Origin of the sequence: Glycomyces salinus (assembly GCF_016428645.1) — a bacterium.
In the GTDB taxonomy this organism is placed as follows: Bacteria; Actinomycetota; Actinomycetes; order Mycobacteriales; family Micromonosporaceae; genus Glycomyces; species Glycomyces salinus.
Window position 1 is genome coordinate 38,445 of the sequence record NZ_JAELXW010000015.1, and the last position, 26,168, is coordinate 64,612.

26 protein-coding genes, 1 tRNA gene and 2 pseudogenes are annotated in these 26,168 nt (G+C 67.9%); 20 read left to right on the forward strand and 9 right to left on the reverse strand.

What is annotated here, in order from left to right:
• Positions 1–3: 3 nt before the first annotated feature.
• A complete protein-coding gene (locus JFB92_RS06130; RefSeq protein WP_199035983.1) occupies positions 4–522 on the reverse strand; it encodes a SigE family RNA polymerase sigma factor in 519 nt (172 codons plus the stop codon).
• Positions 523–771: 249 nt separating this feature from the next.
• Here JFB92_RS06130 and JFB92_RS06135 point away from each other — a divergent pair.
• Positions 772–846 (forward strand) — tRNA-Gln (locus tag JFB92_RS06135).
• A 177-nt stretch (positions 847–1,023) separates the two neighbouring features.
• On the opposite strand, the gene JFB92_RS06140 is transcribed toward JFB92_RS06135, so the two are convergent.
• From JFB92_RS06140 to JFB92_RS06150, 3 genes are all read right to left on the reverse strand, one after another.
• Positions 1,024–1,614, reverse strand: a complete 591-nt coding sequence (locus JFB92_RS06140; protein ID WP_199035985.1) for a nucleotidyl transferase AbiEii/AbiGii toxin family protein — start codon at positions 1,612–1,614, stop codon at positions 1,024–1,026.
• Complete coding sequence (locus JFB92_RS06145) at positions 1,611–1,811, reverse strand: hypothetical protein (protein ID WP_199035986.1); 201 nt, start codon at positions 1,809–1,811, stop codon at positions 1,611–1,613. Before JFB92_RS06145 ends, JFB92_RS06140 begins: the two co-directional genes overlap by 4 nt.
• Before the next feature lie 295 nt (positions 1,812–2,106).
• Complete coding sequence (locus JFB92_RS06150) at positions 2,107–2,493, reverse strand: nuclear transport factor 2 family protein (protein ID WP_199035987.1); 387 nt, start codon at positions 2,491–2,493, stop codon at positions 2,107–2,109.
• Positions 2,494–2,552: 59 nt separating this feature from the next.
• Here JFB92_RS06150 and JFB92_RS06155 point away from each other — a divergent pair, with 59 nt between their 5' ends.
• Positions 2,553–3,545 (forward strand): RNA polymerase subunit sigma-70, encoded by a 993-nt coding sequence (locus JFB92_RS06155; protein WP_307789036.1) that lies wholly within the window; start codon positions 2,553–2,555, stop codon positions 3,543–3,545.
• A gap of 202 nt (positions 3,546–3,747) precedes the next feature.
• Here the strand turns inward: JFB92_RS06155 and JFB92_RS06160 are convergent, their stop codons facing one another.
• Positions 3,748–3,921 carry a hypothetical protein gene (locus JFB92_RS06160; protein ID WP_199035988.1) on the reverse strand — a complete coding sequence of 58 codons (174 nt, stop codon included), beginning with the start codon at positions 3,919–3,921 and terminating at the stop codon, positions 3,748–3,750.
• A gap of 402 nt (positions 3,922–4,323) precedes the next feature.
• On the opposite strand from JFB92_RS06160, the pseudogene JFB92_RS26870 reads away from it, so the two are divergent.
• The 8 genes and pseudogenes from JFB92_RS26870 to JFB92_RS06190 all read left to right on the forward strand — a co-directional run.
• Positions 4,324–4,440 (forward strand): annotated as a pseudogene (locus JFB92_RS26870) (ABC transporter ATP-binding protein); the annotation flags it as partial.
• A gap of 4 nt (positions 4,441–4,444) precedes the next feature.
• Positions 4,445–5,704, forward strand: a complete 1,260-nt coding sequence (locus JFB92_RS26490) for a sensor histidine kinase (RefSeq protein ID WP_199035989.1) — start codon at positions 4,445–4,447, stop codon at positions 5,702–5,704.
• Positions 5,701–6,375 carry a response regulator gene (locus JFB92_RS06170; protein WP_199035990.1) on the forward strand — a complete coding sequence of 225 codons (675 nt, stop codon included), beginning with the start codon at positions 5,701–5,703 and terminating at the stop codon, positions 6,373–6,375. The genes JFB92_RS26490 and JFB92_RS06170 overlap by 4 nt, the downstream gene beginning before the upstream one ends.
• 677 nt (positions 6,376–7,052) lie before the next feature.
• The gene (locus JFB92_RS06175; RefSeq protein WP_199035991.1) at positions 7,053–7,214 is read left to right on the forward strand and encodes a hypothetical protein; all 162 of its coding nucleotides are present in this window, start codon (positions 7,053–7,055) and stop codon (positions 7,212–7,214) included.
• Between the two features lie 202 nt (positions 7,215–7,416).
• Positions 7,417–8,559 (forward strand): amidohydrolase family protein, encoded by a 1,143-nt coding sequence (locus JFB92_RS06180; protein ID WP_199035992.1) that lies wholly within the window; start codon positions 7,417–7,419, stop codon positions 8,557–8,559.
• Positions 8,560–8,673: 114 nt separating this feature from the next.
• Positions 8,674–8,871: a transposase gene (locus JFB92_RS06185; protein ID WP_199035993.1), complete on the forward strand. Its 198-nt coding sequence runs from the start codon at positions 8,674–8,676 to the stop codon at positions 8,869–8,871.
• A 49-nt stretch (positions 8,872–8,920) separates the two neighbouring features.
• Positions 8,921–9,149 (forward strand): annotated as a pseudogene (locus JFB92_RS25320) (integrase core domain-containing protein); the annotation flags it as partial.
• A 229-nt stretch (positions 9,150–9,378) separates the two neighbouring features.
• Positions 9,379–9,999: a pyridoxamine 5'-phosphate oxidase family protein gene (locus JFB92_RS06190; protein ID WP_199035994.1), complete on the forward strand. Its 621-nt coding sequence runs from the start codon at positions 9,379–9,381 to the stop codon at positions 9,997–9,999.
• A 142-nt stretch (positions 10,000–10,141) separates the two neighbouring features.
• Here the strand turns inward: JFB92_RS06190 and JFB92_RS06195 are convergent, their stop codons facing one another.
• A complete protein-coding gene (locus JFB92_RS06195; protein ID WP_199035995.1) occupies positions 10,142–10,693 on the reverse strand; it encodes a TetR/AcrR family transcriptional regulator in 552 nt (183 codons plus the stop codon).
• Positions 10,694–10,747: 54 nt separating this feature from the next.
• On the opposite strand from JFB92_RS06195, the gene JFB92_RS06200 reads away from it, so the two are divergent.
• Positions 10,748–11,554 carry an SDR family NAD(P)-dependent oxidoreductase gene (locus tag JFB92_RS06200; protein WP_199035996.1) on the forward strand — a complete coding sequence of 269 codons (807 nt, stop codon included), beginning with the start codon at positions 10,748–10,750 and terminating at the stop codon, positions 11,552–11,554.
• A gap of 39 nt (positions 11,555–11,593) precedes the next feature.
• On the opposite strand, the gene JFB92_RS06205 is transcribed toward JFB92_RS06200, so the two are convergent.
• Entirely contained in the window at positions 11,594–12,616 is a 1,023-nt protein-coding gene (locus JFB92_RS06205; protein WP_199035997.1) for a LacI family DNA-binding transcriptional regulator, read from the reverse strand.
• A 132-nt stretch (positions 12,617–12,748) separates the two neighbouring features.
• On the opposite strand from JFB92_RS06205, the gene JFB92_RS06210 reads away from it, so the two are divergent.
• The 8 genes from JFB92_RS06210 to JFB92_RS06245 all read left to right on the forward strand — a co-directional run bounded on the left by JFB92_RS06210 (position 12,749) and on the right by JFB92_RS06245 (position 23,819).
• On the forward strand, positions 12,749–14,368 hold the full coding sequence (locus JFB92_RS06210; RefSeq protein ID WP_199036183.1) for a glycoside hydrolase family 13 protein: 1,620 nt from the start codon (positions 12,749–12,751) through the stop codon (positions 14,366–14,368).
• A 10-nt stretch (positions 14,369–14,378) separates the two neighbouring features.
• Positions 14,379–15,725 carry an ABC transporter substrate-binding protein gene (locus JFB92_RS06215; RefSeq protein WP_199035998.1) on the forward strand — a complete coding sequence of 449 codons (1,347 nt, stop codon included), beginning with the start codon at positions 14,379–14,381 and terminating at the stop codon, positions 15,723–15,725.
• Positions 15,726–15,740: 15 nt separating this feature from the next.
• Positions 15,741–16,712, forward strand: coding sequence for a carbohydrate ABC transporter permease (locus tag JFB92_RS06220; RefSeq protein ID WP_199035999.1), 972 nt, complete (start codon positions 15,741–15,743; stop codon positions 16,710–16,712).
• Positions 16,709–17,614, forward strand: coding sequence for a carbohydrate ABC transporter permease (locus JFB92_RS06225; protein ID WP_199036000.1), 906 nt, complete (start codon positions 16,709–16,711; stop codon positions 17,612–17,614). Before JFB92_RS06220 ends, JFB92_RS06225 begins: the two co-directional genes overlap by 4 nt.
• 81 nt (positions 17,615–17,695) lie before the next feature.
• Positions 17,696–21,025 carry a discoidin domain-containing protein gene (locus tag JFB92_RS06230; protein WP_199036001.1) on the forward strand — a complete coding sequence of 1,110 codons (3,330 nt, stop codon included), beginning with the start codon at positions 17,696–17,698 and terminating at the stop codon, positions 21,023–21,025.
• Between the two features lie 98 nt (positions 21,026–21,123).
• Entirely contained in the window at positions 21,124–22,386 is a 1,263-nt protein-coding gene (locus tag JFB92_RS06235; RefSeq protein ID WP_199036003.1) for a sensor histidine kinase, read from the forward strand.
• The gene (locus JFB92_RS06240) at positions 22,371–23,024 is read left to right on the forward strand and encodes a response regulator transcription factor (protein WP_199036005.1); all 654 of its coding nucleotides are present in this window, start codon (positions 22,371–22,373) and stop codon (positions 23,022–23,024) included. The genes JFB92_RS06235 and JFB92_RS06240 overlap by 16 nt, the downstream gene beginning before the upstream one ends.
• A 3-nt stretch (positions 23,025–23,027) precedes the next feature.
• Entirely contained in the window at positions 23,028–23,819 is a 792-nt protein-coding gene (locus tag JFB92_RS06245; protein ID WP_199036007.1) for a DUF4097 family beta strand repeat-containing protein, read from the forward strand.
• Here the strand turns inward: JFB92_RS06245 and JFB92_RS06250 are convergent, their stop codons facing one another.
• Positions 23,820–24,152 (reverse strand): TfoX/Sxy family protein, encoded by a 333-nt coding sequence (locus JFB92_RS06250; RefSeq protein ID WP_199036009.1) that lies wholly within the window; start codon positions 24,150–24,152, stop codon positions 23,820–23,822. It lies immediately after the preceding gene.
• A gap of 135 nt (positions 24,153–24,287) precedes the next feature.
• Between JFB92_RS06250 and JFB92_RS06255 the strand changes: the two genes are divergently transcribed.
• On the forward strand, positions 24,288–24,851 hold the full coding sequence (locus JFB92_RS06255; protein WP_199036011.1) for a dihydrofolate reductase family protein: 564 nt from the start codon (positions 24,288–24,290) through the stop codon (positions 24,849–24,851).
• A gap of 35 nt (positions 24,852–24,886) precedes the next feature.
• Here the strand turns inward: JFB92_RS06255 and JFB92_RS06260 are convergent, their stop codons facing one another.
• Positions 24,887–26,071: a homogentisate 1,2-dioxygenase gene (locus tag JFB92_RS06260; protein ID WP_199036013.1), complete on the reverse strand. Its 1,185-nt coding sequence runs from the start codon at positions 26,069–26,071 to the stop codon at positions 24,887–24,889.
• Positions 26,072–26,168: the final 97 nt, after the last annotated feature.

The following is a 26,168-nucleotide window of genomic DNA, read 5'->3' on the forward strand; positions in this document are numbered from 1 at the left end:
ATGTTACCTTCCCTGGAATTCCGGCTGTGACTGTGCGGGGAGAAGCCTTCGCAGTGTCTGGATTCCCTTTGAGGACTGACTCTTGACCGTCCCGATGGAGCAGCGCATGGCCTTCGCGGTCTCCTCGACCGACAGCTGCTCGCAGAACCGCAGCACGAGCGTCGCGCGCTGCCGCTTGGGCAGCCGACGCAGTGCGTCGAGCACCTCCAACCGCGTGTCCACGCCCTCCTGCGGGGTGCCGGTGACGCGGGTGTCCGGAGGCTCAGCGGTCGACCTTTCGCGCCGCACCCAGCCGCGTCGCAGATGCGAGAGGTAGGTGTTGGTGACGATCCGCCTGGCGTAGGCGGAGGTGCCACCGTGCTCGATGCGATGCCAGGCGGGGAACAGCTTCGTAAGGGACTTCTGGACCAGATCGTCTGCTTCATGCCAGTCGCCGCACAGCATGTACGCGTATCGGCGGAGGCTTTCGCGATGGGCGAGGACGAATGACCTGAATTCGTCCTCACGGTTGTCAGTCTGCACAGGGGGTCTCTCTAGACGGTTAAGATTGCGTGGTCGACCGGATGTCGCAAGCTCGGGTCGCGGGGGTCGCCCGCTGAACTAGATACGCGGCCCGATCGACTCGGGTTGCCCGAGCACGGCGCATTTTTGGGTCCCCCCGGCACGCCGCAAGGTGGCACCCGTCACGGGAACCCGTTTGCGAGCGCGCAAAGCCATCCGGTAACCTTGTTCCGCGTCGGCGCGACGAACTCCGAAGCGTCCGGACACCATTGGGGTATGGTGTAATTGGCAACACGGCTGATTCTGGTTCAGTTGTTCTTGGTTCGAGTCCAGGTACCCCAGCCAACAGACCTTATACGAACTTCGGGCCCGCAGAGCGGGCCCGTTCTTCGTCCTCAGGTGGCCGACGCAGTGCACTGAGGGTCGTCGAGGGGAACGATCAAATGTAAACGTCGTGCCCAGAAATGTAGATCTCTGCGGTCGACATTTGTTTCCAGACCAACCTCGGCGCGATGGCGCGTGTCAGAGTGCTGCCAATTCTTCCAGCATGGCCCGCAATGAGCGGCCGCGGTGGAAGCCGCGGGCCTCGATCAGGTCGACGGCAGCTGCCGCTTCGGCGAGGTCGTCATCAGTGGCGGCCTGCACGAGCGCGCGAAGGTCGCTGCGGTCCTGCGGCCTTGTCTCGTCATCGCGGGCAAGGAGTTTGACTGCGATGAGGTGCCCGGTGCTGGCGACGGGCATGACCAGCCCCGGAAAGACTTCGACGGGCTCGGCGCTCGCGGTGATTTCGGGTTCGATTCCGGAGCTTGCGAACAGGAGGTCAACGATGACGCGACCGCCAGCGCTGCGCGTATCTGTGAATCGGACGAGGGCGAGACGGCCGGTGTCGGCCTGGTCGACGAACTTGAAGACCTCGAAACCGTTCGCGGTCAAAGTGCGGGTCACCGCCTCGGCATTGTGATCGTCGGCGACCGCCACAGCCAGGTCGATGTCGCGGGTGAACCGGGGTTCGGTCCTGACCGAGACGGCGAATCCGCCGACCACAGCCCACCGGAGGTGTTCTGCGTCGAGTGTGGCGCTGATTCTGGCAAAGGAGGCTTCGAGCTCGGTCACGAACGCCGTCCGGCGTCGCGGACGGTGAGACCACGTGCGGCGGACTGGCGGGTCAGCCAGGCGAACAGGGCCTCGCGGATCTGTTCATCGCCGGCCTCGGGATAGCGGCGGCGCAGCGTCTGTTCGTGCATGCGCAGGCCGGCCTCATGCAAGTCGAGGGCGATGCGGAACTTCTCGGCCGGTGTCGGCTGGCTCATTCCATGATTCTATCGAGCGACCAGCGCCAGAGCCCAGTGTCACGGCCGGAGCGGGTTGCGGGCGCTGCTCGTTCCGGCATCAGCCATGGCGATTCTTCCGCCGGATAGGGCCGTGAGGCAGTTGTGCAGGGCGTCTACCTGGGGAAACAAGTTCCCATACGCTTCGAGAAGGCCAGCGAACAGCTCATATACGAACAACGGGTCCGCGAAGTGGGCCCGTTCGTTGTATTACTCGGGGTTCTGGGCGGGCCGCCGCACTTTCGTGGGTGGCCCGCCGTCCAGTGCGGTAAGGCCGTCAGTCGTTTCCGGTGCTATCCGTCGCGGTGCGGCGGCTGAACTTGATGAACGGCGCTCGGTCGAAGATGAAGCGGTTGTGGACGATCTTGCCGTCGTGGACCGTGAGGCACTCGGAGGCCGGAGCGCTCGCGGCCGGGACCGTTTCGGTGTCGTACATGATCAGTGCCGTGGAGTCGTCACCGAAGGCTGCGATCAGCTCGGAACTGATGAGGAGCTGCTCCGCGAACGGTGCCAGGAACTCCCGGTACGCCGCGACTCCGTCGATCCTTCCTGATGGAGCGAGACAGATTACGTCTGCGGCCAGGTACTCCATAGCCGAATCGATGTCCTTTCCGGTCCAGGCGCGCTGGTAGGGGAGTGCGATCTGCAAAGCTGTGCTGGTCATGGTGAATCCTTCCGGTGTTTGCTCTCTTGGACACCGGTGAGACCCGGAAAGGAACGGTCGTGCCCGAAATCGAGTTCGAAGAGCTGGCCGAGCGGCATCGACACGAGCTCCTGCTGCACTGCTACCGCCTGCTCGGTTCGCTCACCGATGCCGAGGACGCGCTGCAGGAAACCCTGCTGGCGGCCTGGAAGGGACTGGACCGCTTCGAGGGCCGTTCACTGCCGCGGACCTGGCTGTACAGCATCGCCACCAACCGGTGCCTGAACGCCCTGCGCGCCCGTCGGAGGAGGAATTATCCCCCGCCCACACCGCCGTTCCGGCCTCCCGAGCCCAGCCGCCACGGCGACCTGCCCTGGCTCCAGCCCTACCCGGACTCGCTGCTGGAAGGAGTGAGCGACGACGCCCCCGGTCCGGAGGTGCGGTACACCACGCGCGAGGCTGTGGAGCTCGCGTTCATAACCGCGCTTCAGCGTCTGGCACCGCGCCAGGCGGCCGTCTTGATCCTGTGCGACGTGCTCGGCTACACGCGCACCGAGGTCGCACCGATGCTCGACGTCTCCCCGACGGCGGTCAAAGGGCTCCTCCAACGGGCCCGTGCCTCGCTTGAACGACACCGCGATGGCGGCGAGAAGCAATCCTCGCCGGAGTCGGCCGCTGAACGTCGGCTCGTCCGACGCTTCGCCGACGCACTCACCACCGATGATTTCGTTTCCCTGGTCGCCTTGCTCGTCGACGATGCGTGGCTGGCCATGCCACCGGCCCCGCACGAGTATCACGGAGCCGAGGCGATCATCGAGTTCCTGCGCGTCGTGGCCGAATGGCGTCGGCCGAGCCGCATGCGGCTCGAACCGTGCCGGGCCAATGGGCAGCCGGCGTTCACCTGCAGACTCATCGGCGCAGCCGAACGGGATGCCGGATTGTTCGCGCTCACTCCCGCCGGGGAACGTCTACAGGGCTTCACCTGGTTCATCGATGACCGACTGCCTCCGTACTTTCAACCGGACCGGGCCTCGGCCGGAGACTCCGCTTCAAAGTCAGTGAGGCGAGCGTGACTAGTCTTTACCTGCGAATATAGGATCGCATACGCTTTTAGAAGGCCAGCCACGAACTCAAAGAGGGCCGCGTATCGCGGCCCTCTTTGCTGTCGCAGGTATCTGAGCTCCAGAGCGCTGCAATTGTCAACGTGGGTCCGGCAAGTGTAGAGGTGAGCGGTTGACATTTCCGTCCGTCGACATGCACCTTTCGTGTTTTGGGCTATGCCAGCAGGATGCGTTTGCGGAGTAGGTCGACGCGGGCGCGGCCATAGACTCGCGCCGCCGAGACCGGCAGTGCCGTCGCGAGCTCGCCGGTCGATCCCACCCGATCGGCGATCCTGCGCAGCAGCACCACGCCCGGGTGACCGACCAGGCCCTTACTGTCAGCGGCCACGCCAAGCCCGCAACCCCGTCCGATACGATTCACCTGAAAGGTGCTCCATCAACCCGCGTTTCTGTGTACTGGACACACGCATTTCTGCAGGTGAACGGGCATCATTCCTCATCGGATTCCATCAAGGACGTCGGGCCGCAGAATAACTGAGGTTAGACGGTAGTGAGTTGGTGTGCGTAGTCAACCGGCAGCCGGATCTCCTAACGCCGAGCCTACCGGCCCGGCGATCAGGGTGTCCCCCTCAAGGGTGGAAGCTCCGCCGTTCCCACACCGCTATGCAACCGAGCTCGCGCCTACTGCGGACGCAGTAGGCGCGATCGCCTGCGCAGAGACGACGACGGGCGCAGTTGCGATGCGGATGGTGGGACGTGCACAGCCGTCCCAGCAAGGAGCACCGACGAGATGATCGAGGTCATCAACCTCACGAAACACTACGGCTCGCATACCGCCGTCGATGGCTTGAGCTTTGCCGTCAGACCCGGTGGGATCACGGGTTTCCTCGGACCCAACGGCGCCGGGACGCGTGAGGATCGCCGACCTGCGATGTGGCCCCAACGCACGGTTCATACTGGTGTTTGCCTTGTCTAACCTTTCGGGTGTCGATCGCTCGTGGCCAGCACGGCGCCCTATCGTCGTCGATCTGGCGATCGCCGCCACCGTCTGCGCTGGAGCCCTGATCTTCGAGGTGTTCGACGCGGGCGACGTCGGCGCCAGGCTCGATGCCGTCGACTTCGTAACGAGCGCTGGCGCGGCGGCGCTGATCCTGTTGCGCCGGCGTGCTCCGCTGCCGGTGTTGGTGGTCGCTGTGATCGCCGCCGTGTGGTCGCTGATCTCGGACGATGACCACGGTGTACTGGGGGTCGCAGCGATCGTCGCTCTGTACACCGTGGCGTCGACGGCGGGCCGTAGGACCGCCTTGATGGCCGGCGCGGCGACGGCGGCTGCCCTGTCCGTGACGGCGGCGATCACATCACCGGGCCCGTGGTACGACGGCGAGAACCTGGAGCTGATCGCCTGGGCCGGCGTCGCCGCCGCGGCAGGCGACGCCATGAGGAGCAGGCGCGCATACAATCTGGCACGGCAGGAGAGAGCTACAGCCCTTCAAGAGCGCGCCGAACGCGCAGAATTTGCGCTCGAGGAGGAGGCCAGGCGGCAAGTGATCGAGGAGCGCATGCGCATCGCTCGCGAGCTGCACGACGTCGTGGCTCACCACATCGCCGTGATCAACGTCCAAGCTGGGGTCGCCGCACACCTCCTACGGGACGACCCGACCGGTGCGCGGGAAGCGCTCACGCACGTCCGTCGCGGAGCCGCAGGTGTGCTCGACGAGCTGAGCAGCATCCTCAGCGTGATCCGTCGGTCCGACGAAGCGACCTCGAATACAGACCCTCTCCCCACCCTCGACGACCTGCAACGCCTCATCGACGACTTCGCCAAGGTCGGCCTCGAGATCGAATGGCACACCGCCGGCGCGCGCAGACCAGTGGCGCCGGCGATCGGCCTCGCCGCCTACCGGATCATCCAGGAATCCCTGACCAACGCCCATCGCTACGGCCGCCATCATCGGGCCACCCTGCGACTCGCCTACGAGCGCGATGCGCTGCGCATCGAGATCCTCAACGACATCGACGCCGCCCGACCCATTGGAACGCGACGAGGACACGGGATTGTCGGCATGCGAGAGAGGGCCGCCGCCGCCGGTGGCACGATCGAGATCGGGCCGACCGCAGGCGGCCGGTTCCGCGTCCATGCCACCCTCCGCACCGAACAGGCCGAACCATGACGATCCGTGTGCTGCTCGCCGACGACCAAGCGCTCATCCGTGCGGGCTTCAAGGTTCTGATCGACTCCGCCCCCGATCTCACCGTCGTCGCCGAAGCGGCAACGGGCGCCGAGGCCGTGAGGCAAGCCCGGTCGAGCCGCGCTGACATCGTGCTGATGGACATCCGTATGCCCGACATGGACGGCATCGCGGCTACACGAGCGATCACCACAGACGACGACATGGCCGGTGTCCGTGTCGTCATCCTCACCACCTTCGAGATCGACGACCTGGTGATCAGCGCCGTCCGGGCCGGAGCCAGCGGGTTCCTCGGCAAAGGCGTCGACTCCGCTGAACTCCTCGATGCGATCCGCATAGTCGCCTCCGGTGAGGCACTGCTCTCCCCGCGAGCGACGAGCGGTCTGCTGGCCCAGCTCCGCCACCACGAGCGGCCCCTCCCGACGACCGAATCCGAACGGTTCAACAGCCTCACCGCGCGCGAGCGCGAGCTCACGACGATCGTTGCCACTGGACTCAGCAACGACGACATCGCCGAACGCCTCCACCTGTCACCGCTCACCGTCAAGACCCACGTCAACCGGGCCATGATGAAACTCGGGGCGCGCGACCGCGCCCAACTCGTGGTCCTCGCCTACGAAGGTGGGCTCATCCAACCCGGCCAGCAACCCTGACCCTCGCGGAACAGATAGCCAACCTCAGCTATTCTGCGGCCCAAAGTCCTTGATGGAAGCCGATGAGGAATGGTGCTCGTTCACCTGCGAATATGCGTGTGCTTAGTGCACAAGAACGTGGGTTGAAGGAGCACCTTTCAGGTGAATCGTATCGGGTGGGATCGCGGCCTGGACGTGGCCGCTGACGGTGAGGGTCTGGTCGGCCATGCGGGAGCGGTGCCGCTGCGCCGCCCCGCTGCCCGAGTCCGCCTGGGCCGTAGCGGTCCACACCGACGGTGAGGTCCAGCACGGCTACTGGGTCGCCGAGCTCACCGCCTTGGCCGCCAACGATGCGACATCGCCTCTACGCCATTCCCGGGCGCCTTGCCCGCCACGCCCGCAGGCGCACCCTCCGCCTCGTTGCTCCGATCGACGCGGATGAACCCGCCCGTCGGCCAGCGGCCCGCCGCGACGTCGGTCGGTCGTGAGGATGCGCATCGGCGCAGCACCGCACGCGCCTTCCGCCGGTCGTCGCGGTGGGTGTGCGTGAAGCGGGTGACCGGTGTGATCGTCGTTGACGAGCTGTCGCTTACTGCAGGTGCAGTAGCTGCGATCGCCTGCGCAGAGACGACGACAAGCGCAGGCGTGATGCGGATGATGGGAAGTGCACAACCACCCCTAGACGCAGGACAACGAAGATGATTGAAGCCGCCAACCTTGCGAACTACTACGGCAGACACGCCGCCGTCGATGACTCGAGCGTCAGCGTCAAACCCGTTGTCGGCGAGGTGCTCGGCCTCGGCGGTGCAGACGAGATCGCCGATCGCGGCAGCAGCGGCACTCGATGCTCGGCGGGTTGAGTCCCTGGTTTGGTGTCGCTGGCCCGTCGAGTGGGGCGCCGCCCATCTCGGTGGTCGCCCCGGGACGGTCAAGTCGCGCCACGCCCGCGCACTCGCCAAGATCCGCACGGGACTGTCATGACTCCCGAGGACGAACTCCCCGGCCTGTTCCACGAACTCGCCGACGCTCACTACGCAACCCAACAAAGGAGCACATACAGATATGAAACCGATCGAACAAGGCCCCGCGGAACTGTTGATGGGACGCCGCAGTTTTGTCACTCGCGCGGCTGCACTCGGCGCTGGCGCTGGATTGTCCGCGACGGCACTCGCGTCATGCGCCGACGACGAAAAGGACCCGGACATCTCGCTTCGTGACCAAGACCTGCCATTTATCGGTACGGAGGAGACCTTTTCGACCCCCGAGTTGTTGACGCTGAACTCCATAAACGAGGATCACATAGCGTTCCTTGAGGAAACAGGACTTTCGGATCTGGGTGAGCGCCGCATCGGTGATATGGACGAGGGTGGCCTCAATGTTCAAATCCTCTCTGCGCATACGCCGTCGGTGCAGAATATCCCGGGGCAAGATGGCATCGACCTTGCCTATAATCTCAACCGACAGCTCGTAGAAGGGCCAATGGCCAGTTATCCGGGCCGCTTCCAGGCTTTCGCAACCTTGCCCTTGCAGAGCCCGGAGGCGGCTGCGGACGAACTGGAACGCTCGGTTCAGGAAGACGGTTTCCTGGGTGCACTGACCAACGGACACATCGGGAAGAAATACCTCGATCATCCCGAATTCGAGACCGTTCTGGCGCGTGCCGAAGCTCTCGATGTGCCGATCTACCTGCATCCCGGCTATCCGGCTGACGAGATCTTCCAGATCTACTACAGCACGACACGGTCGGAATACACGGACGATTACCAAGACTACATTTTCAGTGGGTCGGGATACGGTTGGCACCAGGAGGTGCTGACCCAATGCATCCGGATGATCGCGTACGGGGTTTTCGACAGATTCCCCAATCTGAAGATCATCATCGGCCACATGGGCGAAGGTCTTCCGTTCTACTACGAGCGGATCGCCGGAGACATGGGCGAGCCGACCGAAAACTCGCTCAAGAAGCCCTTTGAGCAGTACTTCCAGGACAACTTCTGGTTCACAACCAGCGCGTTCTTCCAGGATGAGCTGCTCCATCTCTTGCTGAAATACATCAGTGTGGATCGAGTGATGTTCGCAACCGATTATCCCTTCGCAGGCATCAAAGAAGGGACCGACTGGTTCCGGGCAGTCGATCTTCCGCGTGACGACAAGGAAAAGATCGCATTCCGCAATGCCGAGAAACTGTTCGGCATAAAGGTCTGACGCATCGGGGTGAGGTGTACCAAGGTGTTGGACGCGGATCCTGATCTGGGAGGATTCCGTCCATGCCCGCGAAACGCCGGAAGTTCAGCCCGCAGTACAAGGCCGAGGCTGCAGATGGTCGTCCGGACCGGTCGAACTGTCGCCGAGGTCGCCCGCGATCTCGGGATGAACTCGACCGCCCTGGGCAACTGGGTGAACAACTGGACGACCGAACACCCCGAGACATCACCAGAGGATTCACCGGTGGACCGAGCCCGAATCTGTGAGCTGGAGGCTGAAGTCGCGCGCCTGCGCATGGAGAACGAGTTCTGAGAAAGCCGCGGCGGCCTTCGCCGCCTGGTGCAAGGCCAACGGCGTCGATCGTTCGATGGGCCGTACCGGCGTGTGCTGGGACAACGCCGCAGCCGAGTTGTTCTTCGCGAGCTTGAAGGACGAGTGGTATCACCAGAGGACCTTCGCCACCAGGGCTGACGCGCCTGGCGGTCGCCGGCTACATCGAGGGATTCTACAACCGCAGACGCCTACACTCGACACTCGGCTACCGGGCCCCAGCCGAAGCCCTGGCCGAGTACTTCACTCGCGCTGCCTGAAACCCGACTGCTACGAAATCCCTGTCCAAAATCCTTGCTACAGCTCAGCCCTTGGGTGGTGTGCTGTTCATGAGGTGTTGTGCGGGGAGCGGTTCGCTCGGGCTGAGGCGGCAGGTATCGGGAATTTTCGATATGCTCGCCGGACTAGGTTAATCGTTCGGCCAGATGCAGCGGGTCTTGCTCTGTTCGTTCGCCTCGAATTGTCGAGAGTGCTCAGCTGGAGGAGATCGTGGAGTACATCAGCTCGCGTGAGGAGCTTCGTTCGATCTACAGGACGCCGGATTCCGCCGATGTAGCGGTTCGCAAGGAGCTGGGGCGCTTGGACGGGCACTGTCGGTCCTTCATCGAGCGGAGCCCGTTCGTGCTGATCGGCTCGTCGGATGGGGATGGCAGCGCCGACGTGACCCCCAGGGGCGACCGGCCCGGTTTCGTGACGGTGCTGGACGAGAGCACCATCGCCATTCCGGATCGGCCGGGCAACAACCGGCTCGACACCTTGGAGAACATCGTCGCCAACCCGGCGGTCGGTCTGCTGTTCCTCATCCCCGGCATGAACGAGACGCTGCGCGTGAACGGCGAAGCGAAGGTCACCGTGGATGCGGCGCTTTGCGAGCGTATGGCGGTCAAGGGGAGACCGGCGATCAGCGTGCTCGTCATCAACGTGCGGGCCGCGTATCTGCACTGCGCCAAGGCCTTCATGCGTTCCCAGCTGTGGAGGCCGGACACCTGGCCGGACCGCGGCGCGCTGCCGACGCTCGGTCAGATGTTCAGTGACCAGCTCGCCGTCGACGACTCACCCGAGCAGACCGACCGGCATCTCGACAGGGCCTATAAGGAAACGCTCTGGTAGGTCGGTGACCGCGCCCGATTCGGATGCGGAATCGCTTCGGCCAGGTGACGGGGGTTCGGCGGACCCGAGCGCGCCGTCACCGTCCTGCCGTCGAGCAGGCCGGTGGTGCAACCGTCGGTTCTCCGGTTCGCGTACCGAGGCTTCAGACGACGCCGTTGAGTACCTGGTCGGAGAGGCGTTCGAGGAATGCCGGGTCGGTCGGGTCTGTTTCCGACATCGCGCGGCCCAGGACTGCGTGAAGGAGCGCTCCGAGAACGGCGTTCGCGGCGTCGGCGGGGTCGGCGACGGCGCATTCGGCCAGGAGGTCTCGCAGAGGGCCGGCGATCCACTCGTCGTTGACCTGTAGGACCTCGCTCATCCGGCCTGCCGCGCCGAGGGCGCCGAGTAGGCCGACGCAGACACCGGGGTGGTGGCCGAGGTAGTCGGCGAGTGCGGCCACCGTCTCGCGCAGCCGCTGCTCGGGCGGGGCGTCCGGGTCGACCGACTCCCGGACCGCTCGGGCCCCGTCCTGGGCGTGGGCGGTCAGGAGAAAGGTCAGCAGGTCGTCGCGGCCGGCGAAGTAGTAGTACAGCGTGGCCCGCGAGGCGCCGATTTCCTTGGCGATGTCCTCCAGCCGCGGCGGCGGTGTCGCGAGCAGTACCTGCTCGCTGGCGTCGAGCAGGCGCCGCGCGAGGTCTTCCGGTGGTCGCTTCACGTCGTACAGCCTAGCCGCTTGCCCTGGACTCGATATTAGATTAGAGTCTAAATCATGGTTGAAATTAGAACTTACGGCCCGTGGGCCGTGGTGACCGGGGCTTCTTCCGGCATCGGCCGGGCATTCGCCGAACAACTCGCCGCGTCCGGACTGCACCTGGTCCTCGCGGCCCGATCCACCGACCGGCTCGAAACGCTGGGCGCCGGGCTCGCGCGGGCTCACGGCATCGAGTGCCGCGTCGTCACCGTCGACCTCGGCCGCGAAGGCACGGCCGAGGAGATCGTCCAGGCGACCGCCGACATCGATGTCGGCCTGCTGATCTCCAACGCCGGCACCGGCATGCCCGGCCGGTTCCTCGACCAGGACCTGGCCGACATGCACCGCAGACTCACCGTCAACGCCACCGCTCACCTCGACCTGGCCCACGCCTTCGGGCGGCGGTTCGCCGACCGCGGCCGTGGCGGCATGGTGCTGGTCTCTGCGCTGGGGGCCGACCACGGGCTGCCCAACATGGCCCACGAAAGCGCCTCGAAGGCGTACGTGCACAGCCTCGGCGGGGCCCTCCACTACGAACTCGCCTCCGTCGGAGTGCAGGTCATGGTCCTGATGCCGGGCAACGTCGACACGCCGATCATGGACGAGTTCGGCATCGACCGGGCCTCCATGCCGATCCGGCCGCTGCCGGCGCACGTCGCCGTGCGGGAAGCCTTGGCCGCGTTCCTGAAGGGTCGCGCGAAGCACATCCCCGACCGGAAGATGCGGGCCATCGTCAGGCTCCTGCCGCACAAGGTCTCGATGCGAGCCAACGGCAGAATGCTGGGCCGGGCCGCCCAGAACCTCGCTGAACGGCGGGCCGCCTGAACCGACCCGCCGCCGATCGGGGTCGGTCCGTGATCGCCCTCAGGCCGTCGGCGGGGCCGTGGTGGATCGTTCTATGAGGGTTACGTCTAGGGTTGTGGCTTTTTCGGGGGTTTCTGCTCGGAGTAGGTGGTCGAGGAGGAGGCGGACCGTTACTGAGGCTTTGGCGGGGAGGTCCTGGGCCACTGTGGTCAGCTTCGGGGTCACGTAGCGGGCTATCTCGGTGTCGTCGAAGCCGACCACCGACACGTCGCCGGGGACGGCCAGGCCCGATTCGGTCAGGCCCTCCATCGCGCCTATGGCCAGGATGTCGGCGGTCGCCACGATCGCGGTCGCGCCGGAGTGCTCCGCGGCCAGGCGGCGGCCGAACTCGCGGCCGGAGCCGTGGGTGGTCTCGACGGTGTTCTGGAGGGTCTCATCCCAGGGGATCGCGGCCTCGCGCAGGGCCTCCCGGTAGCCCTCGAAGCGCTGGCGCACGACGCCGGTCGCCGCGAAGGCCGGGCCCGCGAAGGCGATGCGCCGGTGGCCCAAGGCGACCAGGTGCCTGGTCGCGAGGAGCGCGCCGGTGTAGTCGTCGGAGCGGACCCCGAGGGTCAGCGGGTTCTCGGAGTAGCTGTCCATCGCCACGATCGCGACGTTGCCGACGGTGCGGCTGGTGAGGCGGTCGATCACCTTGTCCTGGAAGCCGAGCAGCACCGCGCCGTCGAGGTTCCACGAGCGCAGCGCCTCGTTGATCTCGGCGGTCTCGGCGATGCCGCGCAGCATCAGGTGGTAGTCGTGCCGGCGCAGCTCGCGCTCCAGGGTGCCGACGACCTCGACGGTGTGGGGGCTGATCGTGAGGTTGCCGTCGCCCTCGGCCGGGACGAGCAGGCCGATCAGGCGCGAGGACCTGGCCGCCAGACTGCGGGCCGAGGCACTGGGGACGTAGCCGCGCTGCCGGACGATCCGGAGGATGCGCTCCCTGGTCGCCTCCGAGACGCGGGCCTTCTTGCCGTTGACCACGTTGGAGACGGTCATGAGGCTGACGCCGGCCTCTTCGGCGATGTCCTTGAGCGTGACGCGCACAGCGGCTCCTTTCAGGCGGGGGAAACCCGCTGTTGACAAGTCTGACACCTGGGGCTAAGCTCACCGTCAAAGGTATAGCGCTAAACCTATCACACCCAGCGAGGACGACCCGCTGGAGCGGGTTCAGCGCGGCTGTCGAACGGAGTGAACGTGTCCTCAGGGCCCCGAAATTGGTGGCGCAACGCCGTGATCTACCAGGTCTATCCGCGCAGTTTTGCCGACGCGAACGGCGACGGCACCGGCGATCTGGCCGGTGTCCGCTCGCGGCTGCCGTACCTCGCCCGGCTCGGCGTCGACGCGCTCTGGTTCACCCCCTGGTACCGGTCGCCGCAGAACGACGGCGGCTACGACGTGGCCGACTACCGCGACATCGACCCGGTCCTGGGAACCGTGGAGGACGCCGAGGCCCTCATCGCCGAGGCCCTCGAGATGGGGATTCGGACGATTGTGGACATCGTCCCCAACCATGTCTCCAGCGAGCACGAATGGTTCGCCGAGGCCCTGGCCGCCGCCCCCGGCGACCCGGCGCGCGACCGCTTCTGGTTCCGCGACGGGCGCGGCGAATCCGGCGAGCTGCCGCCGACCGAATGGACCTCGAGCTTCTCCGGGCCCGCCTGGAGCCGCCTCGACGACGGGCAGTGGTACCTCCACCTGTTCGCCCCCGAGCAGCCCGACCTCAACTGGTCCCATCCCGACGTCGTCGCCGAACACGAAGCGGTGCTGCGGTTCTGGTACGACCGCGGCGTCGCCGGGGTCCGCATCGACTCCGCCTCCATGCTCGTCAAGGACCCCGACCTGCCCGAGGTCGGCGACCACGAGCCCGGCGGCCACCCCCACAACGACCGCGACGGCGTCCACGACATCTACCGCCGCTGGCGCAAGATCGCCGACTCCTACGCCCAGCCGCGCGTCCTGGTCGGCGAGGTCTGGCTCCCCGAGGCCGACCGCTTCGCGCGCTACCTGCGCGACGACGAGATGCACATGGCCTTCAACTTCGACTTCATGACCCGCGGCTGGGACGCGGAGACCCTTCGCGAGTCGATCGAGACCACCCTGGCCACGCACCGCGACGTCGGCGCCCCGCCCACCTGGGTCCTGTCGAACCACGACATCACCCGCCCGGTCACCCGCTACGGGCGCCGGGACTCCTCGTTCTCCTTCGAGACCAAGCGCTTCGGCACCCCCACCGACCTCGAACGCGGGGCCCGCCGGGCCCGCGCCGCCGCGCTGCTGACCGCCGCGCTCCCCGGGGTCCTCTACGTCTACCAGGGCGACGAACTCGGACTTCCCGAAGTGGAGGACCTGCCCGCCGAGGTGCGCGAGGACCCCATGCACCACCGCTCCGGCGGCGTCGACCCCGGACGCGACGGCTGCCGCGTCCCGCTGCCGTGGACCTCCGGCGGCAAGGCGTTCGGCTTCGGCGGCCCGCCGTGGCTCCCGCAGCCGGCCGACTGGGGCCGCTACGCGGTCGAGTCCCAGCTGGCCGACCCCGACTCGACCCTCTCCCTCTACCGCCGGGTGATCGGCCTGCGCCGCGAACTGCGCGACGCCGACTTCGCCTGGATACCGACCGACCCGCAGGTGCTCGCCTTCCGGCGCGGCGAGGACCTGACCTGCGTCGTCAATTTCGGCGACGCGCCCGCGGCCCTGCCAGACCACGCCGAGGCGCTCATCGCCAGCGCCCGGCTCGAGGACGGCCGCCTGCCCGGCGACGCGGCCGTGTGGCTGCGGACCCGACCCTCACATCAGTAAGGAGCAACCGATGAAACCCTCTCGTATAATCGCCGCGACCACGGCCGCGGCCCTGGCCGCGCTCGGCGCCGCCTGCTCGGACGAGCCCGACGACGGCCGCGTCCACCTCGCCGTCGCGATGGACCCCGGCCTCGAACAGGGCGCGATCGACGCGTTCAACGAGCGCATCGCCCAGTTCGAGGACGCCAACCCCGACATCGACATCGAGGCCCAGGAATACAACTGGACCGCCTCGACCTTCACCGCCCAGCTCGCCGGCGGCACCCTGCCCGACGTGTTCACCATCCCCTTCACCGACGGGCGCGGCCTGATCGAGCGCGGCCAGATCGCCGACATCAGCTCCCTCACCGACGAACTGCCCTACGTCGACGACTTCAACCCGAACGTCGCCGCCGCCGGCTCCGACGCCGAAGGCGGACTGTGGGCCGTGCCCACCGCCGCCTACGGCCAGGGCCTGCACTACAACCGGACCCTGTTCGAGGACGCCGGGCTCGACCCCGACGCCCCGCCGCAGACCTGGGACGAGATCCGCGAGGCCGCCGACGCGATCAGCGAGGCCACCGGCGAGACCGGCTACGCCCAGATGACCAACGGCAACACCGGCGGCTGGATCCTCACGACCATGGTCTACGCCCTCGGAGGCCGCACCGAGTCCGCCGACGGCGGCACCGCCACCATCGACACGCCCCAGATGCGCGAAGCGGTCGACCTGCTGCGCGACATGCGCTGGGAGGACGGCTCCATGGGCGACGACTTCCTCTACGACTGGGGCACCGTCAACCAGGACTTCGCCTCCGGCCGCATCGGCATGTACATCTCCGGCGGCGACGTGTTCACGCCGCTGTTCACCCAGAACGACCTCGACCCGGCCGACTACGGACTCACCGCGCTCCCCCTGGACGGCGCCGACTCCGGGGTCCTCGGCGGCGGCACCCTCGCCGCGGTCAGCCCGAACACCGAGGCCGACGAGCAGGCCGCGGCCGTGGAGTGGATCGACTTCTACTACATGGAGAAACTCACCGACCAGGACGCCGCGGTCGCCGACGCCGAGGCCCTGGCCGACTCCGGCCAGCCCGTGGGCGCCCCGCAGCTGCCGGTCTTCGACCGGGCCACCTACGAGCAGTCGCTCGAATGGGTCGACGAGTACGTCAACGTCCCGGTCGAGCAGATGACCCCCTACACCGAACTCATCTTCGACCAGCCATTGCTGCCCGAACCGGCCACGGCCACCCAGGAGGTCTACGCGGTCCTCGACACCGTCGTCCAGACCGCGCTGACCGACGAGGGCGCCGACATCGACGCCCTGCTGGCCCAGGCCGAGACCGACGCCCAGGCCGCCATGGACGCGGCCGCTTAAGGGAACGGTGCGATCATGACCACGACCGACACCCGCCCCGCCGGTGTCACCGGCGCCCGCACCGGGCCGCGCGACGCGGCCCGGCGCGGACGCCGCGGCCCCGCCTCCTGGTTCCGCGGCGGCGGCCACCACTCGCTCGTCTTCCTCCTGCCGCTGCTGATCGTCTTCGCGGTCTTCTCCTGGATACCGATCGGCCGCGCAGTCCTGATGAGCTTCCAGGCGACCAACCTCGTCACCGACCCGACCTTCGTCGGCCTGGACAACTTCCAGGCCGTCCTGGCCGACCCGCTGCTGTGGACGGCCGTGAAGAACACCTGCTACTTCGCGCTGCTGGCGCTCCTGTTCGGCTACCCGGTGCCGCTGGTCGCGGCGCTGCTGATGAGCGAGGTCAGGCGCGCCCGCGGGCTTTTCAGCGCCCTCGCCTACCTGCCGGTGGTCGTCCCGCCCGTCGTCGCGGTGCTGCTGTGGAAGTTCTTCTACGACGCCGGACCCGACGGCGTGTTCAACACCCTCCTCGGCCACATCGGCCTCGGCCCGCTCGCCTGGCTCCAGGACGCCGACATCGCCATGCCCGCCCTCGTCCTCGAGGCGACCTGGGCCGCCGCCGGGGGCACGATCATCATCTACCTGGCGGCCCTGACCGGCGTGGACTCGAGCCTGTACGAGGCCGCCGAGATCGACGGAGCCGGCATCTGGCACAAGATCTGGCACATCACGCTCCCGCAGCTGCGCGGCGTCCTGCTGATCACCTTCATCCTCCAGATCATCGGCACCGCGCAGGTGTTCCTGGAGCCGTTCCTGTTCACCGACGGCGGCCCGGCCAACTCGACGGTCACGGTCCTGCTGCTGATCTACCGGTACGCCTTCACCAACAGCCTCGGAGGCGACTACGGGGGCGCCACCGCGCTCAGCCTCATGCTCGCGGTCGTGCTCGCCCTGTTCTCTGCGCTCTACTTCCGCCTCACCCGATCCTGGAGCAGCTCATGAGGCCCGCGCAACGCACCGACCGGGGCCTGATCGCCCCCACCGACTGGAAGCGGCCCGGCGTCCGCTGGACCACCCGACTGACCCACACCGCGCTGCTCGGCGCACTGGTGGCGGTCGGCCTCGGCCCCATGCTCTGGCTGGCCAAGGCCGCCGTCACCCCCACCCAGGACACGCTGCGCCGGCCGCTGGCGCTGTGGCCGAACGGCATCGACCTCGCCAACCTGGCCGAGGCCTGGACCCGCATCGAGATCGACAAGTACTTCCTCAACACCGTGATCATCGCCGCCGGGGCCTGGGCCGTCCAGCTCCTGGTCGCCACCACCGGCGGCTACGCGCTGGCGGTCCTGCGGCCCCGGTACGGAAAGGCCCTCAGCGGGATCGTGCTCGCCACGCTGTTCGTGCCCAGCGTGGTGCTGCTGGTCCCGCTGTACCTGACCGTCCTCGACCCGCCGCTGCTGGGCACCTCGCTGCTCAACACCTTCTGGGCCGTGTGGCTCCCCGCGGGCGCCAACGCCTTCAACGTGCTGCTGATGCAGCGGTTCTTCGCCAACCTCCCCAGGGAGGTCTTCGAGGCCGCCCGCGTCGACGGCGCCGGACCCTACCGGCTGTTCTGGTCGATCGTGCTGCCGATGTCCCGCCCGATCGTCGGCGTGGTCTCGGTGTTCGCCGTCATCCTGTCCTGGAAGGACTTCCTGTGGCCGATGCTGGTGCTGCCCGACCCCGACCTCCAGCCGCTGTCGGTCCGCCTGCCCGCGCTCCAGCGCTTCGTCGAACTCGACGTGTTCCTGGCCGCGCTGGCCATCTCGACCCTGATCCCCATCGCCCTGTTCCTCCTCTTCCAGCGCATGTTCCTCTCCGGCGCCGGACTCGGAGGCGCCATCAAAGGCTTAGGGGGTGGCTGATGGTCCCAGCCTCGCCCGGGACCATCAGCCACCCCCTGGCACCCCATTTCCCTCTCCGCCCGACAAGAAAGGACGACAAGGATGTCGAACCGCATCAGACGCGCGATCGTGTCCCTACTCGCGGTCGCGGTGACCGCGGCCGTCATGGCCGTCGCCCCCGCCGCGCCCGCGGCCGCCGAACGCGTCGACCTCGCCGCCGGCAAAACCATGTCCGCCAGCAGCCACACCCAGGGCTACGCCGCCGCGAACGCGAACGACGGCGACCGCTCCACCTACTGGGAGAGTGCCAATGACTCGTTCCCGCAGTGGCTCCAGGTCGACCTCGGCGCCGACGCGGAGGTCGACCAGGTCGTGATCGGACTGCCTTCCGACCCGGCCTGGGAGACCCGCGCCCAGACCATCGAGGTCCTCGGGTCCGGCGGCGGATCGTCGTTCCAGACGATCGCCGACCCCGCCGGGTACACCTTCGACCCCGCCACCGGCAACACCGTGACCATCAGCTTCGACGCCGTCTCGACCCGGCTGCTGCGCCTGGAGTTCACCGCGAACACCCGCTGGCCGGCCGGGCAGGTCTCCGAGATCGAGGTCTTCGGGCCCGGCGAGACCGACCCGTTCGGGACCGACCTGGCCGCCGGGAAACCCGCCGAAGCCTCCTCCCACGTCCACGAGTACGTGGCCGCCAACGTCACCGACGGCGACCTCACCAGCTACTGGGAGGGCGGTTCCGGGGCCTACCCGAGCACGCTCACCGTCGCCCTCGGCGCGAACGCCGAGATCGACGAAGTGGTCGTCAAGCTCAACCCGGACCCGGTCTGGAGCGCCCGGACGCAGACGTTCGAAGTGCTCGGCAGGGAACAGGGATCGGAGGACTTCGACACCCTCGCGGCCGAGGCCGACTACGGCTTCGACCCGGACACCGGCAACACCGTGGCCATCCCGGTCGAGGCGACCGTCGCCGACGTCCGGCTCGAGTTCACCGCCAACACCGGCGCGCCGAACGGGCAGGTCGCCGAGCTCCAAGTCCTCGGCGCCCCCGCCCCCAACCCCGACCTGACCGTCACCGACATGTCGTGGAGCCCGGCCTCCCCGGTCGAGACCGACGACCTCACCGTCCAGGCCACAGTGGAGAACATCGGTGAACTCCCCTCGGGAGCCACCACCGTCGACCTCTCCCTGAACGGCACCGTCGTCGCCGGCGTCCCCGTCTCCGGGCTCGAGGCCGGCGCCTCCGCGACCGTCTCGGCCGAGATCGGCCCGCGCGAGGCCGGCGACCACACGCTCGGCGCCGTGGTCGACCCGTCCGACGCGGTCTTCGAGAACGACGAGTCGAACAACGCCTACACCCACGCCGAAACCCTCGAGGTGGCCCCGGTCGACACCGCCGACCTGGTCTCCGCGGCCGTCGGCTGGAGCCCCGAGAACCCGTCGGCGGGCGACGAGGTCGCCTTCTCGGCGGCTATCCGCAACCAGGGCACCACGGCCTCCACCGGCGGCGAGCACGGCATCACCGCGACCGTGACCGACGACGGCACCGGCCAGACCGTGGCGACGCTGACCGGATCGCACACCGGCACCGTCGAACCGGGCCAGACGACCGACCCGGTCGACCTCGGCACCTGGACGGCCGCCGACGGCGGCTACACCGTGACCGTCGAGATCGAGGCCGACGACAACGAACTGCCGGTCAAGCGCGAGAACAACACCAGCACCCATTCGCTGTTCATCGGCCGCGGCGCGAACATGCCGTACACCATGAACGAGGCCGAGGACGCCGTGGTCGGCGGCGGCGCGCAGGTGGTCGGCCCCAACCGGACCATCGGCGACCTCGCCGGAGAGGCATCGGGACGGCAGGCCGCCGTCCTCGACGACACCGGCGAATACGTCGAGTTCACCTCCACGACCAGTACCAACACGCTGGTCACGCGGTTCTCCATCCCCGACTCGGCCGGAGGCGGCGGCATCGACGCCACCCTGAACCTCTACGTGGACGGCGAACTGCTCCAACCGATCGAGCTGACCTCGCGGTTCGCGTGGCTGTACGGCGTCGAGCACAACCCCGGCAACTCGCCGAGCGCCGGAGCCCCGCGGCACATCTACGACGAGGCGAACGTCCTGCTCGAGGACACCATCCCCGCCGGGAGCACGATCCGGCTCCAGAAGGACTCGGCCAACGCCGCCGAGTACTACGCGATCGACTTCATCAGCCTGGAGCAGGTCGCTCCCGAGGAGAACCCGGACCCGGACCGGTACATCGAACCCGACGGGTTCTCCCACCAGGACGTGCAGGACGCCCTCGACCAGTTCCGCATGGACGACTCGGGGGACCTGCTCGGCGTCTACCTGCCGCCGGGGGAGTACCAGACCGCCCAGAAGCTCCAGGTGTACGGCAAGCCGACCGAGCTGATCGGCGCCGGACCCTGGTACACCAGGTTCGTCGCCCCGCGGGACCAGCAGAACACCGACGTCGGCATCCGGGCCGACGCCACCGCGAACGGCTCGACGTTCTCCGGGTTCGCCTACTTCGGCAACTACACCTCCCGGATCGACGGGCCCGGCAAGATCTTCGACTGGCAGAACGTCTCCGACATGACCATCGACGACCTCTGGGTCGAGCACCAGGTCGTCATGTTCTGGGGCGCGCACGTCAGCGGCATCGAGATCACGAACTCGCGGACCCGCAACCTGTTCGCCGACGCGGTCAACATGACCAACGGCAGCACCGACAACCTCCTCAGCAACGTGGAGTCCCGCGCCTCCGGCGACGACAGCTTCGCGCTGTTCGCCGCCACCGACTCCGGCGGGGGAACCCAGTCCGGCAACGTGTACGAGAACCTGACCTCGATCCTGACCTGGAGGGCCGCCGGACTGGCCGTCTACGGCGGGACCGGCAACACGTTCCGGAACATCCACATCGCCGACACCCTGGTCTACTCGGGCATCACCATCAGCTCGCTGGACTTCGGCTACCCGATGGACGGCTTCGGATCCGATCCGAAGACGGTCTTCGAGAACATCTCGGTCGTGCGCGCCGGAGGCCACTTCTGGGGAGAGCAGACCTTCCCGGGGATCTGGATGTTCTCGGCCTCGGAGGAGTTCCAGGGCATCCGAGTGAACGACGTCGACATCGTCGACCCGACCTACTCGGGGATCATGTTCCAGACCAACTACAGCGGCGGCCAACCGGAGAACCCGGTCACCGACACGGTCCTCACCGACGTCACCATCACCGGGGCGCGGTTGAGCGGCGATGAGTTCGAGCACAAATCCGGCTTCGGCATCTGGGTCAACGAGATGCCCGAGGACGGCCAGGGCCCGGCGGTCGGCTCGGCGACCTTCCACGGGCTCGAGTTGAGCGGCAACCACCAGGACGTCAAGAACACCACTGACACCTTCGAGCTCGTCTTCGACTGACTCGACGGCCGCCCGACCCGGAGGTGGAGTTTTCTCCACCTCCGGGTCGGAGGACAGAGGCAATGCGCCGCGAGGGCAGCGCAAATAGGCTTTCAGGCATGGACACTGCAACCGACTCGGCCGCCCGACCGGGCCCCTGGCCGCTCATCGTGGTCGGAGCGCTGTGGTCCCGCCGGACCTGGAGGGAACTGACCCACCTGGTATCGGGCGCCGTCGTCGGAGTGACCGGCGGATCCGTCCTCCTGTTCCTGGTCGTCGCGACGATCCTGGGGGCTCCGACGGTCCTCGTCTCCCTCGTCACCGGAGCCCTCGCGCTCAGCCTGAGCGGCGCGCTCACCGCGCTCCAGCGGTCACGCCACCGGGCGTTCCTCGATCTGGACCTGCCCGCGGGCCGACCGTACGCCGCCTTCTCGATACGGCCCCGCGTCCTGCTGGAGCTGATCGGCACCGGAAAGAACTGGGCGCGCCTCGGCTACCACCTCATCAGCCTCTCCTGGGGACTCATGGCGGCGGCCATCGCGGTCGGGACATGGGCCTTCGCCGTGACGCTGACCTTGGTGCCGCTGTTCCTGGCGAACACCGAACTGGTCGTGAACCCGTTCGCGCTCAGCGCCTGGGGCGTGGCCCTCATGCTGTTCGCCCCGTGGACCACCAGGGGCCTGGCGGCACTGGACGCGCAGATGGCCAAGCAGATGCTCGGCGTGACCCGCAGCGAGGAACTCGAAATGCGGATCACCGACCTGGCCGCCAGCCGCGACTCCACGGTCGACGCGGCCGACGCCGAGCGCCGGCGCATCGAGCGCGACCTCCACGACGGCGCCCAGCAGCGCATCACCGCGCTCGCGGTCAACCTCGGCATCGCCCGCGCCACCCTCGCCGACCTGCCCGAACCGGGGGCGCGCGCCCTCGCCGATGCGCACGAGGAGGCCAAACAGGCCCTCAACGACCTGCGCGACCTGGTCCGCGGCCTGCACCCGGCGGTGCTGGAGGACCGCGGGCTCGACGCGGCGCTGTCGGCGGTCGCGGCCCGCTCCCCGGTCCCGGTCCGAGTCCGGGTCGACATGGACCGCCGCGTCGACCGCGACATCGAGGCCGTGGCCTACTTCCTGGTCTCCGAGGCGCTGACCAACGTGGCCCGGCACTCCGGAGCCGAGCACGCGAGCGTCGAGGTGGTCCTGCGCGACGGCGGCCTGCATCTGACCGTCACCGACGACGGCGCCGGCGGAGCCGACCCCGGGGCCGGCACGGGCCTGCGCGGCCTCGCCGACCGGGTGCGCTCGGTCGACGGGACCTTCAGACTCACCAGCCCGGCCGGCGGGCCGACCACCATTGAAGCGGAGCTGCCATGCGCGTCGTCATAGCCGAGGACTCGGTCCTGCTGCGGGAGGGCCTGGCCCGACTCATGGAGGTCGGCGGCATCGAGGTCGTCGACACCGTCGGCGACGCCGAGCAGCTGCTGCGCTCGGTTGAGCGCGACTGCCCCGACCTGGTGGTCGTCGACGTGCGGATGCCGCCCGACCACAGCGACGAGGGGCTGCGCGCCGCCCTCATGCTGCGCCGCACCCACCCGGACCTGGCGGTGCTGATGCTCTCCCAGTACGTCGAGGAGCGCTACGCGGTCGAGCTCCTCACCGGCCAGAACCGCGGGGTCGGCTACCTGCTCAAGGACCGCGTCGCCGACGTGGCCGAGTTCCTCGACGCACTCAGGCGGGTGGTCGACGGCGGCACCACGCTCGACCCGGAGGTCGTCGCCCAGCTGCTGGTCCGCCGCGACGGCAGCGAGATCGAGCGGCTGACGCCCCGCGAGCGGGAGGTCCTGTCGCTCATGGCCGAGGGCCACTCGAACGGCGGCATCGGCCAGGCCCTGTTCCTGAGCGACGGCGCGGTCAGCAAGCACATCCACAGCATCTTCACCAAGCTCGGGCTCCCCCCGAACGAGAGCCACAACCGCCGGGTCCTCGCGATCCTGAAGTACCTGCGCGAGAACGGAAAGGACTGACCGATGACGACCCTGCAGCAGGAGGCGCCGCCCGAGCGTCCCGACAGGACCGGCCGCAGAGCCTGGTGGATCGTCGGAGGCGCCCTGACCGCAGTGGTGATGCTGATATCGCTGATCACCGCCGGCGTGTGGACCTGGACCTCGGTCAGCCCGGTGTCGTCCGACTCGCACACCGAGGTCCACCCCGGACCCGTGTCGGGAGTGGACCTCGACGTTTCGAACGGACACGTGGACCTGACCGCCGCCGCCGGACCGGACCTGGAGGTCCGGCGCGACACCACATGGCAGGGCCCCGAACCGGGCATCGACGAGCAGCTGCGCCCCGACGGCACCTTCACCGCCCGCGCGATCTGCGGCGACAACCTCCCCTTCTGGATCAACACCGAGGAATGCGAAGTCGACTACTCGCTGGGCGTGCCCGCCGGAGCCGACGCGGTGGTGCGCACCACCTTGGCCGGAGTCGAGGCCGACGGCCTCGACGGCGAACTCGACTTGGACGTCTCTCATGGCCACGTGGAAGCCCGGAACCTCCGCGCGACCGCGACGTCGGTCCACGCCGGCCATGGCGACGTCGACCTGTCGTTCGACGAAGTGCGCGGCGACATCGACGTCACCGCGAACTTCGGCGACGTCACGATCCTGGTGCCCGACGACGGCACGACCTACGATGTGCGATCCGACTCCGACTTCGGCTCGGAGTTCATCGACATCGCCACCGACCCGGAAGCCGAGGCCGACTACATCATCACCGTGGACTACGACTTCGGTGGCCTCGAGGTCCGCTACACGACCTGATCACTTGGGGTCGAGCGACCGGGCGTAGGCCACGCCGCGGCCGACCCACGCGGCCAGCTCGGCCGGGTCCTCGCAGGCCGACTTCGGGACCTCGACCCAGCCGCGCATCACCCGGGTCCCCATGACCGCCTCGACCGCGCCAGGCTCGGCCAGCGCCGCCTCGTAACCGTCCCGGCCGACCCGGATCAGCAGGTCCCCGCCGCCGCCCATGGCCACGGCCATGTTCCCGTCCAGCATCCAGGCCAGGCCGCCGAACATCTTCTTCTCGTGCAGGCCCGACAGCCCGTAGACGACCTCGCGGACCCGATCGGCCATATCCTCGTCGTACGCCATGGCCCGATTGTTCCACCGGCCCCCGACAGCCGCCCCGGGAAGATCCCGAAGAAAAATCCCGGCCGCGTGTCGAAACCCGCCCGGCCCGATCGACCCAGGGGTGAATGATCGAAATCGAACGCTTAGGAGAGCACCATGCGCAAGCTGATCGTCACCGCCTTCGTCTCACTCGACGGCGTCATGGAGGCCCCCGGAGGCGAGTCCGGGTATCGCAACACCGGCTGGACCTTCAAGGACATCGAGTTCGACGAGGCCGCCTACGAGCTCAAGGGCCGCGAGCAGGAGGAGTCCGGCGCGTTCCTGATGGGACGCCGCTCCTACGAGGCGTTCGCGCCGGTCTGGCCGACCATGGAGGAGTTCGCCGGCTACAACGCCATGCCCCGCTACGTCGTCTCGACCACCCTCGAGCACGACGACGAGCGCTGGCCGGCCACCGTCCTGCGCTCGACCGACGACGTGGCCGCGCTCAAAGCGACCGACGGCGACCCGATCATCGTCCACGGCAGCGCCGAGCTCGGCTGGAGCCTGGCCGACGCCGGGCTGGTCGACCGCTACCACCTGCTGGTCTTCCCCAAACTCCTCGGCGCGGGCAAGCGGCTGTGGAGCCAGACCGACAAGGACGCCACCAACCTCAGGCTCGTCGAGAGCGAGTCCTACTCGAACGGCATCCAGAAGCAGGTCTTCGACGTCGTCAAGTGAGACCGGCCCGGGGCCCTGAGGCCCCGGGCTCCCGCTCACAGCTCCGGGTCGCGGTTCCAGGTCCAGGCGTAGTCGGTGTCCTCCACGTCCAGGGCCGACTCGCACAGCTCCAGGGGCCGGAACGTGTCGACCATGACCGCCAGCTCGTCGAAGTACTCCGCGCCGATCGAGCGCTCGGGCGCCCCCGGCTGCGGACCGTGCGTGAACCCGGAGGGGTGCAGCGAGATCGAACCCTGCTCGATGCCCGAGCCCTTGCGCGCCTCGTAGTTCCCGCCGCAGTAGAACATCACCTCGTCGGAGTCGACGTTGTGGTGGTTGTACGGCACCGGGATCGCGTCGGGGTGGTAGTCGACCTTCCGGGGCACGAAGTTGCAGATCACGAAGTTCGGGCCCTGGAACACCTGGTGGGCCGGCGGCGGCTGGTGGATGCGGCCGGTGATCGGCTCGAAGTCGTGGATCGAGAACACCCACGGGTACAGGCACCCGTCCCAGCCGACCACGTCGAACGGGTGGTGCGCGTACGTGAACTTCGTCCACACCGTCGCCGACCCGCGGCCGCGGTGCTGGACGTACACGTCGACGTCTTCGCCGTCGACCAGGAGCGGCTCGCCGGGCCCGCGCAGGTCGCGCTCGCAGTACGGGGCGTGCTCGAGGAACTGGCCCCGCACCGACAGGTAGCGCTTGGGCGGCGTGATGTGCCCGCCGGACTCGACCACGAGCGTCCGCAGGGGCGCCTCGCCGGTCGGTTCGATCCGGTAGATCGTGGACATCGGGACGATCAGGTAGTCGCCCTGTGAGACGTCGAGCGCCCCGAAGGAGGTCTCGACGTGCGCCGAGCCGTCCTCGACGTAGATGCACTCGTCGCCGATCGCGTTGCGGTACAGCGGCGAGGGCTTGGTGGCCACGGAGTAGGAGATGCGGCAGTCCGCGTTGGACAGCAGGTGGTCGCGGCCCAGGATCGCGTCCGAGGCGCCGTCGAGCTTGTGGGTGCGGAAGTGGCGGGGTTTGAGCGGGTGGTTCGGCACCGGCTGCGCCTTCTCGGGGCGGTGCTCGGTGCTGGAGTTGATCGCGGTGGGCCGGTACCGGTGGTACAGGAGCGAGGAGTCCGAGGAGAACCCCTCCTGGCCCATGAGCTCCTCGGAGTACAGGCTCCCGTCGGCCTGCCGGAACTGGGTGTGTCGCTTGTCGGGGATCTGCCCGACGGAACGGTAGAACGGCACGGCGACTCCTTCGTCGATGCTCTATGCCAAATGTACGGCTCGCCGGCCGCGCCGTGGGCGAGGTTCGCTCGCCTCCGGCGGTCGGCTATGCCCACAG

Coding starts and splice junctions, on each gene's coding strand:
- JFB92_RS06185 (WP_199035993.1), top strand. CDS start 8,674: ATGGTCGTCCGGACCGGTCGAACTGTCGCCGAGGTCGCCCGCGATCTC.
- JFB92_RS06240 (WP_199036005.1), top strand. CDS start 22,371: ATGCGCGTCGTCATAGCCGAGGACTCGGTCCTGCTGCGGGAGGGCCTG.
- JFB92_RS06235 (WP_199036003.1), top strand. CDS start 21,124: ATGGACACTGCAACCGACTCGGCCGCCCGACCGGGCCCCTGGCCGCTC.
- JFB92_RS06145 (WP_199035986.1), bottom strand. CDS start 1,811: ATGAGCCAGCCGACACCGGCCGAGAAGTTCCGCATCGCCCTCGACTTG.
- JFB92_RS06245 (WP_199036007.1), top strand. CDS start 23,028: ATGACGACCCTGCAGCAGGAGGCGCCGCCCGAGCGTCCCGACAGGACC.
- JFB92_RS06250 (WP_199036009.1), bottom strand. CDS start 24,152: ATGGCGTACGACGAGGATATGGCCGATCGGGTCCGCGAGGTCGTCTAC.
- JFB92_RS06150 (WP_199035987.1), bottom strand. CDS start 2,493: ATGACCAGCACAGCTTTGCAGATCGCACTCCCCTACCAGCGCGCCTGG.
- JFB92_RS06180 (WP_199035992.1), top strand. CDS start 7,417: ATGAAACCGATCGAACAAGGCCCCGCGGAACTGTTGATGGGACGCCGC.
- JFB92_RS06255 (WP_199036011.1), top strand. CDS start 24,288: ATGCGCAAGCTGATCGTCACCGCCTTCGTCTCACTCGACGGCGTCATG.
- JFB92_RS06200 (WP_199035996.1), top strand. CDS start 10,748: ATGGTTGAAATTAGAACTTACGGCCCGTGGGCCGTGGTGACCGGGGCT.
- JFB92_RS06220 (WP_199035999.1), top strand. CDS start 15,741: ATGACCACGACCGACACCCGCCCCGCCGGTGTCACCGGCGCCCGCACC.
- JFB92_RS06215 (WP_199035998.1), top strand. CDS start 14,379: ATGAAACCCTCTCGTATAATCGCCGCGACCACGGCCGCGGCCCTGGCC.
- JFB92_RS06175 (WP_199035991.1), top strand. CDS start 7,053: ATGATTGAAGCCGCCAACCTTGCGAACTACTACGGCAGACACGCCGCC.
- JFB92_RS06225 (WP_199036000.1), top strand. CDS start 16,709: ATGAGGCCCGCGCAACGCACCGACCGGGGCCTGATCGCCCCCACCGAC.
- JFB92_RS06230 (WP_199036001.1), top strand. CDS start 17,696: ATGTCGAACCGCATCAGACGCGCGATCGTGTCCCTACTCGCGGTCGCG.
- JFB92_RS06170 (WP_199035990.1), top strand. CDS start 5,701: ATGACGATCCGTGTGCTGCTCGCCGACGACCAAGCGCTCATCCGTGCG.